This window comes from Streptomyces sp. TRM68367 (genome assembly GCF_014495685.1).
Lineage (GTDB): Bacteria > Actinomycetota > Actinomycetes > Streptomycetales > Streptomycetaceae > Streptomyces.
The window spans coordinates 1-9785 of record NZ_JACTVI010000164.1; the positions used below are offsets into that span (position 1 = coordinate 1).

General features: G+C 70.3%; 10 protein-coding genes and 2 pseudogenes. 3 read left to right on the forward strand and 9 right to left on the reverse strand.

Annotation, left to right across the window (positions count from 1 at the left end; genetic code table 11):
* From H8R17_RS48225 to H8R17_RS42970, 3 genes are all read right to left on the reverse strand, one after another.
* Positions 1-137: Rieske 2Fe-2S domain-containing protein (locus H8R17_RS48225; protein WP_187828611.1), on the reverse strand; the 137-nt coding region annotated here is incomplete at its 3' end.
* A gap of 219 nt (positions 138-356) precedes the next feature.
* Positions 357-992: an MBL fold metallo-hydrolase gene (locus H8R17_RS42965; protein ID WP_187828612.1), complete on the reverse strand. Its 636-nt coding sequence runs from the start codon at positions 990-992 to the stop codon at positions 357-359.
* Positions 989-2074, reverse strand: coding sequence for an S-(hydroxymethyl)mycothiol dehydrogenase (locus tag H8R17_RS42970; RefSeq protein WP_187828613.1), 1086 nt, complete (start codon positions 2072-2074; stop codon positions 989-991). Before H8R17_RS42970 ends, H8R17_RS42965 begins: the two co-directional genes overlap by 4 nt.
* 460 nt (positions 2075-2534) lie before the next feature.
* Between H8R17_RS42970 and H8R17_RS42975 the strand changes: the two genes are divergently transcribed.
* Together H8R17_RS42975 and H8R17_RS42980 are read left to right on the forward strand one after the other, a co-directional pair.
* The gene (locus H8R17_RS42975) at positions 2535-3776 is read left to right on the forward strand and encodes an acyl-CoA dehydrogenase family protein (protein ID WP_187828614.1); all 1242 of its coding nucleotides are present in this window, start codon (positions 2535-2537) and stop codon (positions 3774-3776) included.
* A gap of 195 nt (positions 3777-3971) precedes the next feature.
* Complete coding sequence (locus tag H8R17_RS42980) at positions 3972-4376, forward strand: SseB family protein (protein WP_187828615.1); 405 nt, start codon at positions 3972-3974, stop codon at positions 4374-4376.
* Between the two features lie 21 nt (positions 4377-4397).
* Here the strand turns inward: H8R17_RS42980 and H8R17_RS42985 are convergent, their stop codons facing one another.
* The 6 genes and pseudogenes from H8R17_RS42985 to H8R17_RS48230 form a co-directional block, all read right to left on the reverse strand.
* Positions 4398-4799: a MarR family winged helix-turn-helix transcriptional regulator gene (locus H8R17_RS42985; protein WP_187828616.1), complete on the reverse strand. Its 402-nt coding sequence runs from the start codon at positions 4797-4799 to the stop codon at positions 4398-4400.
* A gap of 73 nt (positions 4800-4872) precedes the next feature.
* Entirely contained in the window at positions 4873-5223 is a 351-nt protein-coding gene (locus tag H8R17_RS42990; protein ID WP_187828617.1) for a VOC family protein, read from the reverse strand.
* Between the two features lie 300 nt (positions 5224-5523).
* The gene (locus tag H8R17_RS42995) at positions 5524-6555 is read right to left on the reverse strand and encodes a LacI family DNA-binding transcriptional regulator (protein WP_187828618.1); all 1032 of its coding nucleotides are present in this window, start codon (positions 6553-6555) and stop codon (positions 5524-5526) included.
* Positions 6552-7448 carry a carbohydrate ABC transporter permease gene (locus tag H8R17_RS43000; RefSeq protein ID WP_187828619.1) on the reverse strand — a complete coding sequence of 299 codons (897 nt, stop codon included), beginning with the start codon at positions 7446-7448 and terminating at the stop codon, positions 6552-6554. The genes H8R17_RS42995 and H8R17_RS43000 overlap by 4 nt, the downstream gene beginning before the upstream one ends.
* Positions 7445-7672, reverse strand: a pseudogene (locus tag H8R17_RS43005) (sugar ABC transporter permease); the annotation flags it as partial. The pseudogene H8R17_RS43005 and the gene H8R17_RS43000, both read right to left, overlap by 4 nt.
* A pseudogene (locus H8R17_RS48230) lies at positions 7618-7854 on the reverse strand (sugar ABC transporter substrate-binding protein); the annotation flags it as partial. The pseudogenes H8R17_RS48230 and H8R17_RS43005, both read right to left, overlap by 55 nt.
* 231 nt (positions 7855-8085) lie before the next feature.
* Here H8R17_RS48230 and H8R17_RS43010 point away from each other — a divergent pair.
* A partial coding sequence (locus H8R17_RS43010) for a beta-galactosidase (protein WP_187828620.1) occupies positions 8086-9785 on the forward strand: 1700 nt, incomplete at its 3' end.

Consider the following 9785-nt stretch of genomic DNA (forward strand, 5'->3'; position numbering starts at 1 on the left):
TCCTGGTGGGTGCAGGTGTCGTCGATGGCGAAGAGCTCGCCGTCGTCGGTGTGGAACACCGAGACCGGCGGGTCGATGTCGAGCCGGAAGGCCTCTCCTCGCGGGAGATCCGCCAGAGGGCACGCGGGAATCATCATGACCACCTCGGTGCGTATAGCGAAACGGATTGCGGTTAGCGCAACGCCAGTTTGAGGTTGTCCAGAATCCTTGTCAAGGCGTTCAGAAGCCCGGTCGGGCCGTCGATCTGAGTTGCTCATCACACAACGCCAGGCACCATGAAAAACGAATGCGCACGCCCGCTCTCGGCCCGTGTGACCGAGAGCGGGCGTGCGTGTCTGCTGTTCGACGGGCGGTCGTCAGAAGCCGCGGTCGATCCACTCCTGCAGATGCGGGGCCTCGGCGGCGATGGTGGTCTGCTCCCCGTGGCCGGTGTGGACGACGGTGTCGCCCGGCAGGGTCAGCAATCGGCCACGGATGGAATCGACGATGGTCGGGAAGTCGCTGTACGACCTCCCCGTCGCCCCCGGTCCGCCCGCGAAGAGCGTGTCCCCGCTGAAGAGGGCCGTGAGGGCCGGCGCGTACAGGCAGACCGCGCCGGGGGCATGGCCGGGGGTGTGCAGCACGGTCAGTTCGGTATCGGCCACCGTGAGGACCTGGCCGTCGGCCAGTTCGCCGTCGGGCATCCGGCCGGGATGGGTCTGCTTCCACAGCGGCAGGTCGTCGCCGTGGAGCAGGATCGGGGCGCCGGTGGCGTCGGCGAGTGCGGGCGCGGCGTCGATGTGGTCGTTGTGGGCGTGGGTGCACACGATGGCGCGCAGGGTGCGCCCGCCGAGGGCTTCGGCGATCGCCCCGGCGTCGTGTGCGGCGTCGATGACGATCGCCTCGGTGTCGTCGCCGACGATCCACACGTTGTTGTCGACGTCCCAGGTGCCGCCGTCCAGCGAGAACGTCCCCGACGTCACGAGATGTTCGATGCGGGCGCCGGCCGTCACAGGACCACCACCGAGCGCAGCACGTCGCCACGGTGCATCCGCTCGAAGGCCTTCTCGACCTCGTCCAGCGCGATGGTCTCCGTGACGAAGGCGTCCAGGTCCAGGCGGCCCTGCTGATAGAGGTCGACGAGCATCGGGAAGTCCCGGCTGGGCAGGCAGTCGCCGTACCAGGAGGACTTCAGCGACCCGCCCCGCCCGAAGACGTCCAGCAGCGGCAGCTCCAGCCTCATCTCCGGGGTCGGTACGCCGACCAGGACGACTGTGCCGGCCAGGTCGCGGGCGTAGAACGCCTGCTGGTACGTCTCGGGGCGGCCGACCGCCTCGACGACCACGTCGGCGCCGAAGCCGCCGGTCAGCTCACGGATCGCCTCGACCGGGTCGGTTTGCTTGGAATTGACGGTGTGGGTCGCACCCAGCTTCCTGGCGGTGTCCAGCTTGGCGTCGTCAATGTCCACCGCGATGATCTTCGCGGCGCCCGCCAGGTTCGATCCGACGACGGCTGCGGCCCCGACGCCGCCGCAGCCGATGACCGCCACGCTGTCGCCGCGTCCGACGTTGCCGGTGTTGATGGCCGCGCCGATGCCCGCCATCACGCCGCAGCCCAGCAGGCCGACGGCGGCCGGGGAGGCGGCCGGGTCGACCTTCGTGCACTGCCCGGCCGCCACGAGCGTCTTCTCCGCGAACGCACCGATGCCGAGTGCCGGCGACAACTCGGTGCCGTCGAGCAGGGTCATCTTCTGCTTGGCGTTGTGGGTGCTGAAGCAGTACCACGGCCGTCCGCGCAGGCAGGCACGGCACTGCCCGCACACCGCACGCCAGTTGAGAACGACGAAGTCGCCGGGGGCGACGTCGGTGACTCCTTCCCCCACGGCCTCCACGGCACCCGCGGCCTCATGCCCCAGAAGGAAGGGGAAGTCGTCGTTGATGCCGCCCTCGCGATAGTGCAGATCGGTGTGACAGACCCCGCAGGCCTTGACCTTCACGAGCACCTCGCCAGGGCCGGGGTCGGGCACGTTGATCGTTTCCAGGCTGACGGGGGCGCCCTTGCCTCGCGCGACGACAGCACGGACCTGGTGCGTCATGGCCACTCCTCGCTCGTACGAAACCGAGTCATATCGTCGTTGCTCATTACGGCACGCATCTCATGTACCGCAACACAGCATCGTGGAGCGCTGACCGGGGGTCAAGGATCCGGCGCGCAGCACCGTCGGCTTGCTGCGGAACGACCGAGGCGTCGCGCAGCCACCTCTGCAAGGGGTGGGCAGATTGGATCGCCGCCGTGCAGGAGAGGCCGTAGGCGGTGTTCAAGACGTCTGCTGCCGTCGGTGATCTCCTGGATGCTCACGGTCGGCTGGGAGACCGTGCTGTGCGCGCTGGCCGCCCTGTCCACCGCGACCGTCTTGGGAACTGTCCGCCCGGGCCCTCTGGGCGGATCCGGCGCCCGTGCAGTTGGCGATTTCCGGTCGGTTCACGGGCGCACGGTGCGTGTTCAATCGCTCGTACCGCGTCACGTACGGACGGCCCCACACGTCAGGAGGTACCATGATCGCCGCTCCCGAACCCGCTCTGACCGAACGCGAGCTGGTCGAGCGTGCCGTCGCGCTCCGGCCCGTGCTGCTGGAACGGCAGGCGGAGACCGAACGGCTGACCCACTACCCCGAGTCCACCCACGACGACTTCCTGCGGGCCGGCTTCTACCGGATGCTCCAGCCGCGCCGCTACGGCGGATACGCATTCGGCCTGCCCGTCTTCTACCGCGTCGTCACCGAGATCGCGCGCGGCTGCCCCTCCACCGGATGGGCGCTGTCCCTGACCGCCGCGCACGTCCTGCAGGTCGCCTCGGTCTTCGAGGAGAAGGCGCAGGACGAGGTCTTCGGTACCGACGGCGACTTCCGCGCCGCCTCCACCGTCCTGCCCATCGGCGTCGCCGAGCCCGACGGCGACGACCATGTCGTCCTCGACGGCACCTGGCCGTACTCCTCCGGCAGCCCCTACTCCACCCACTACGTCGGCCAGACCCTGCGCGCCCCCGCCCGCCCCGGCGCGGAGCCCGGACCGCACGTGCTGTTCGTCGCGCCGCGCGAGGTCTGGACGGTGCTCGACGACTGGCACGGCGTCCTCGGCCTGCGCGGCAGTGGCTCCAACAGCATCCGCATGGAGCGCGCCCGCATCCCCGCCCACCTGACCTGCGAGGCCGGCCTGCTCGACCTGCCCGTGGAGGGCGGCAGCGTCGGCTCGAAGCTGCACAACAACCCGATGTACGCCGGCCGCGCCCCCGGCTTCTTCCACGGCGAACTGGCCGCCATCATGATCGGCACCGCGTACGCCGCCGCCGACGAGTACGCCCGCATCGTGGCCGCCCGCCCGCTCGTCCTGGAACCCGACCGCACCCGGGCCGACCTGCACGACTACCAGCGGCACCTGGGCGAGGCCCTGGGCACGATCCACACCGCCGAGGCCGCGCTCCAGCACACGGCACAGGAGTGGATGGAAACCTGCCGCCGCAACAGCACCGGCGAGGCGCCCTTCACGATGGCCGAGGACAACCGCCTCGCCCTGATGTTCCTGAACGCCGGACGCATGGCCTGGGACGTACTGCAGAACACCCTGTTCCGCACGGCGGGCTCCCGGCACGCCCGCGACGGCGAGCGGATGCAGCGCTACTTCCGGGACGCCGCCACGTACCTCACGCACGTCGGCCCCAGCATGGCCGAACCCCTCGCCCGGCGGGCCGGCTGCGACCGCCTCGGCCTGCCCTCCGCCCACATCCCACTGATCCCCTGACCGCGACAGCTCCCCGGCCCGGGGCGCGAAGCGCTCCGGACACCGGGAAAAGCGCCGCGACCACCAAGGGTCCCCGCCGATCTCGCGGGGTCCGCCACGCATGCTCCGGGCCCGACCGGGTACGCGAGCAACACCGCGGCCGGGCCAGATCATGTCCCGGAGCGGCCGCACGACCACCAAACCAGGGGATCTGCCATGGAGACACCCGCGAACGACAACACCACGCCCGCACAGCGGGCCCTGGACGCGCTCGCCGAGAACACCGAGGACACGTCGGCGCTGACCACGCTCGCGAGCAGCGACGTGCTCATCCCCGTGCCCGACGACGCGAGCGACGAGGACGCGACCGACCCCGCGGCGGTGGCTCTGCCCGTCCTGGAGCAGCCGGGCGGGGACACGGTGGTGCCCGTGTTCACTTCGGAGCTGGAGATGGCCGGACTGCTGCCATTCATCTCGCGCTACCGCGTGGTGCCCCTCGGCGCCCTCGCTGCGCAGTGGCCGGCCGACGACCTGTCGCTCTCCATAGACGGCAGCTCCGCCCACCGCCTCACGCTCACCTCGGAAGGAGTGCGCACCCTGCTGGCCCGCCCCCAGGGCTGACGGCCGGGACCTTGCAGGCTCTCAGGACTCCACCTGCGCGCCGAGCGTACGGGCCAGCGCGGCCCGCTGCAGCGGCAGCACCTCGGCGTGCAGGTCGCGGCCCTTGCGGGTCAGCGCGACATACACCCCGCGGCGGTCCTCCGCGCACATGGACCGCTCCACCAGGCCGTCCTTCTCCAGCCGGGCGATCAGCCGGGACAGCGCGCTCTGGCTGAGGTGGACCCGCCCGGCCAGGTTCTGCACCCGGCACTGGGCGCCCTCCTCGGGCGTAGCCGAGACGAGGATGTCGAGGACCTCGAAGTCACTCGCGCCCAGGCCGTAGGGATGCAGCGCGCGGTCGATCTCGCCCATCGTGCGCGCATGCGCCGACAGGATCTCCCGCCACCGTTCCTCGAGCAGCGCACCGGCCGTCTTCACCGCCATACTCGAACGGTAACACCGAACCCAAATTTTGTTTACCGTGCAATTACTGCGCCCGCATGCGGTCGCGGGACGGTCAGGCGGCCGGGTCCTGGAGCAGCCCGATCATGTTGCCGTCGGCGTCCTTCACGAAGGCGACGAGCCGGCCGCCGCCGACGTCCTGCACGTCCTTCAGCAGGTCCGCCCCGGCCTCCAGCAGCGCCTGCAGTGAGGCCGTGATGTCGGCCACGTGCCAGTAGGGGACCGGGCCGGTCATGCCCTTCGCGTGACCGTTGGGGTCGAGGCCGACGTCCTGCCCGGCGTCCTTGAAGCCGACGTAGTACGGCTCGTCCGCGTACGGCTCCACGCCGAGCAGCGCGCTGAACAGGGCCTTCGCCCGGTCGAGGTCCTTGACGGGGTAGATGATGGTCTGCAGTCCGCCGGTCATGGCGTTCTCCTCCGCGACGTGGGGACCGACGCCCTGTGCGCCGACGATTTCACGCTAGGGCGGGGGAGTAGGGCACGGCTTCTTCATTCCTGACCGGTTGGGCCGGATGGGCGCGGGATCCGCCCCGGGCGGCGACCGGCGCCGTCTCGCACCGGGTCCGGGAGCCCCACCGACTCCCGATGCGGCACCCCGGCGCACGCGAACTGCGCCTGTATTCCTGCGAGTTGCCGGGCGTCCCCGCCTCCGTCGTGGACGTCGGCGGCGCCGCCGGAGCGGTGCCGCCAGGCCGGGAGCGACCCCTTACGTCGAGTCCCGCTTCACCAGCTCTGTCGGCAGGATCACCGCCGCCGGGTCCTCGCCGCCGATCTGCGCCAGCAGCAACCGCACCATCTCGGCGCTGATGCGGTCGTAGGGCTGCCGGATCGTCGTCAGGGCGGGGGCCGACTCCGTCGCCGCGACGGAGTCGTCGAAGCCGCCCACGGACACGTCCTCCGGCACCCGGCGGCCCGCGCGGCGCAGCGCCGTCAGGGCGCCCTGCGCCATCAGGTCGGAGGCCACGAACAAGGCGTCCATGTCGGGGGCCTGCGCGAGCAGCCGATCGGCGCCTGCCTCGCCGCTGACCCGGCTGTAGTCGCCGGAGACGATGAGCCGCTCGTCGATCTCGACGCCCGCCTCCGTGAGCACCTCCTTGTAGCCGGCGAGGCGGTCGACTCCGCCCGGGGTGTCCAGCGGGCCGCTCACCATGCCGATCCGGCGGCGGTCCAGTGACAGCAGGTGGCGCACCATGTCGCGGGCGCCGTCCCGGTCGTCCGCGGCCACATAACTCACCTTGGAGCCGAGCCCCATGGGCTTGCCGCACTGGACCAGGGGCACCCCGGCCTCACGCAGCTCCTCGGCGACCGGGTCACCGGAGTGGCTGGAGACCAGCAGCACCCCGTCGACGTGACCCGCCGTGATGTACCGCGTGATGCGCCGCCGGTCGTCCTTCGTCCCCGCCAGCATCAGCAGCAGCGGGATGTCGTGCGCCGCCAGCGCCTGCGTGCAGGCGCTCAGCAGGACGTTGAAGTTGGGGTCCTCGAACAACCGCTCCTGCGGCTCGGTGAGCAGGAAGCCGACCGAGTCCGACCGCCCGGTGATCAGCGAGCGGGCGTGCCGGTTGACGACGTAACCCGTCTTGCGGATGGCCGCGTTGACCGCCTCCTGCGCGGCCGGGCTGACGTAGTGCCCGCCGTTGAGCACGCGCGAGACGGTGCCGCGCGAGACACCCGCCTCGCGCGCCACGTCGTGGATCGTCGGCGGCCTGCGGCGGCCACCAGTTTGGCTCATGGTCATGACTTTACGGCTCCGGAGAGCAGATCCAGGCTCCAGAACCGCTGGATGACCAGGAAGAGCGCGACCAGCGGAAGCACCGCGAGGAACGCGCCGGTGATCACCAGGGTGTACAGGGCGGGAGTGTTGGCGCCCTGCTCCAGCAGCGTGTACAGGCCGAGCGTGATCGGGAACTTCTCGTCGTCGCTGAGCATGATGTACGGCAGCAGGAAGTTGTTCCAGATCGCCACGAACTGGAACAGGAACACCGTCACCATGCCGGGGATCATCATCGGCAGCGCGATCCGGGTGAAGATCCGCCGCTCGCCGGCCCCGTCCACCCGCCCGGCCTCCACCACGTCGGCGGGCACCGCGGCGGCGGCGTAGATCCGCGAGAGGTAGACGCCGTACGGCGAGAGGATCTGCGGCAGCAGCACCGACAGGTAGAAGTCCGTCAGGTCGGCCCTGGCGAGCAGCAGGTACTGCGGGATGGCGAGGATCACCGGCGGCATCAGCACACCCGCCAGCAGCACGTTGAAGATCGTCTCGCGGCCCCGGAAACGGTAGGTCGCGAGCGCGTAGCCGCTGAACGCCGACACGCAGGTCGACAGCAGGGCGCCGAGACCGGCGTACAGGGCGGAGTTGCCCATCCACTCCCAGTACAAGCCGCCGCGGTAGGCGCTGAGGTCGGAGACGTTGTCGGCGAAGCCCGTGCCCGGCAGGAAGGTGAACGTAGAGAACAGCTCGCTGCCGGACTTGGTGGCCGCGATGACCACCCAGGCGACCGGCAGCAGGCAGTAGACCGCGCCGAGCACCAGCGTGACCGTCGGGAGCAGCGCGATGCGGCGGCGGCCCTGGGCGGTCCCGGGCGTGCTGCCCGCCGCCGGCTCAGCCTTGCCGAGGGCGAGAGAACTCATCGGGCCGTCTCCTGCTTCTGACGTCGGTTCGCGGCCCGCAGGAACCCGAAGGACAGCAGCAGCGTGGCGAACGCGATGATCGTGGCCTCGGCCGCCGCCGCGTGGATGTCGCCGTTGCGGAAGGCGTCCCCGTACACCTTCATCAGCGGACTCCACGTCTCGGACACGGAGTTGGTGAGCGGCTTGAGGGTCGTCGGCTCATTGAACACCTGGAGCGTCGCGATGGGCCCTTGTTCCACAGGTCCACGACCTTGTCCATGCCGGGCGTCCAGGTCCAGTACGTCAGTGAGACCGGACCCGACTGGGTCCCGCTGTCGTCGTCGGAGCCGCAGGCGGCGAGGGCGGTGGCGCCGAGCGCGACGGCGACGGCGGAAGTCACGAGGCGACGGCGCTTCGTGTACGGCATGGATCTCTCCCCTGACCTGGGCCCCCGCCTGCTGCGGGAACCTGCCCTGCAGATGTGCGCTGACTGGGCCCCGCCCGTCGCGAGACCCTGCCAAAGCGTCTGTGAGCGTTCACAGTAGAGAAACAGTCAGGACACTTGTCAATGGTTGTTGCTGTGCGGTTATGTTGGGCTCCGCCACGGTGCCGCTGTGTGTGCACGTTCCCATATGATCGATCACCCGGGAGAGATTCCATGCCGGAGACCACCCCGAGGGGCCTCACCAGGCTCGCCTTCGGTGGGGACTACAACCCCGAGCAGTGGCCGGAGAGCGTCTGGCACGAGGACGTCCGGCTGATGCGGGAGGCCGGCGTCACCATGGTGAGTGCCGGAATCTTCTCCTGGGCGCTGCTGGAGCCCGCCCCCGGGGCGTACGACTTCGGCTGGCTCGACCGGGTCCTTGATCTGCTGCACGAGAACGGCATCCGCGCCGGCCTCGGCACGCCCACGGTGGCGCCGCCCGCCTGGTTCTACCGCGCCCACCCCGACGCGCTGCCGGTGACGGCGGAGGGCGTGCGCTACGAGTTCGGCTCCCGTGCCGCGATCTGCCACAGCAACGCGGACTACCGCGCGGCGGCGGCCGCCATCACCACGAAGCTCGCTGAGCGCTACGGCGACCACCCGGCCCTGGCGATGTGGCACGTGCACAACGAGTACGGCGTCCCCGTCTCGGCCTGCTACTGCGACTCCTGTGCCGCCCACTTCCGCCGCTGGCTGGAGGCGGTGTACGGGACGGTCGACGCCGTCAACGAGGCCTGGGGTACGGCCTTCTGGGGCCAGCGGTACGCCGGCTTCGAGCAGATCAACCCGCCGCGCGTGACGCCGACGGTCGGCAACCCGGCCCAGGCGCTGGACTACAAGCGGTTCGCCGACGCCACCATGCGCGAGAACTTCCGTATGGAGCGGGACATCCTGCACCGCCTCTCGCCGGGCGTCCCTGTCACCACCAACTTCATGACGGCCCTGAGCCAGTGTGACTCGGTCGACTACTGGGCCTGGGGCCGCGAGGTCGACATCGTCACCAACGACCACTACCTGATCACCGACGGCCGCCGTACCCACGTCAACCTCGCGATGGCCGCCGACCTCACCCGCTCGGTGGCCCAGGGAGCGCCCTGGCTGCTGCTGGAGCACTCCACATCGGGCATCAACTGGCAGCCCCGCAACCCGGCCAAGGCCCCCGGGCAGATGGCTCGCAACTCTCTCACGCACGTGGCGCGCGGCTCCGAGGGCGCCATGTTCTTCCAGTGGCGGCAGTCCCGGCGCGGCGCCGAGAAGTTCCACTCGGCGATGGTCCCGCACGGCGGCACGGACACCCGCGTGTGGCGTGAGGTCGTCGAACTCGGCGCCTGCCTGGACAGGTTGGCGCAGCTCCGCGACACCCGCACCGAGGCCGACGTGGCGATGCTCTGGGACTGGCACTCCTGGTGGGCGCAGAGCATGGCCTGGCGGCCCAGCGAGGACCATGACGCCCGCGAACGCGCCGACGCCTTCTACGAGACCCTCTACGACCGCCACCTCACCGTCGACTTCGCCCACCCGGAAGCCGACCTGTCGGCCTATCCCCTCGTCGTCGTACCGGCGCTCTACCTGATGACGGAGGCGGCCGGGAAGAACCTCACGGAGTACGTCGAGAACGGCGGCACCCTCGTCGTCTCCTACTTCTCCGGCATCGTCGACGAGCACGACGCCGTGCATGAGGGCGCCTACCCGCGCCCGCTGCGGGACGTACTCGGCCTGACGGTCGAGGAGTTCTCGCCGCTGCTGCCCGGCGAGCGGGTGCGCGTCACCGGACCGGACGGCTCCGAGCTAGTGGTGTGTCGCTGCTTAATTACGGTGTGTCTGGTTGGGAGGTTGGTGTCTGGCAGATTCCTTCCCCTTTGCCAGACAGGGCT

Bases quoted from the DNA above. Each gene is read 5' to 3' on its own strand.
- H8R17_RS42970 (WP_187828613.1), bottom strand. From the start codon at position 2,074: ATGACGCACCAGGTCCGTGCTGTCGTCGCGCGAGGCAAGGGCGCCCCC.
- H8R17_RS42975 (WP_187828614.1), top strand. From the start codon at position 2,535: ATGATCGCCGCTCCCGAACCCGCTCTGACCGAACGCGAGCTGGTCGAG.
- H8R17_RS42980 (WP_187828615.1), top strand. From the start codon at position 3,972: ATGGAGACACCCGCGAACGACAACACCACGCCCGCACAGCGGGCCCTG.
- H8R17_RS42985 (WP_187828616.1), bottom strand. From the start codon at position 4,799: ATGGCGGTGAAGACGGCCGGTGCGCTGCTCGAGGAACGGTGGCGGGAG.
- H8R17_RS42990 (WP_187828617.1), bottom strand. From the start codon at position 5,223: ATGACCGGCGGACTGCAGACCATCATCTACCCCGTCAAGGACCTCGAC.
- H8R17_RS42995 (WP_187828618.1), bottom strand. From the start codon at position 6,555: ATGACCATGAGCCAAACTGGTGGCCGCCGCAGGCCGCCGACGATCCAC.
- H8R17_RS43000 (WP_187828619.1), bottom strand. From the start codon at position 7,448: ATGAGTTCTCTCGCCCTCGGCAAGGCTGAGCCGGCGGCGGGCAGCACG.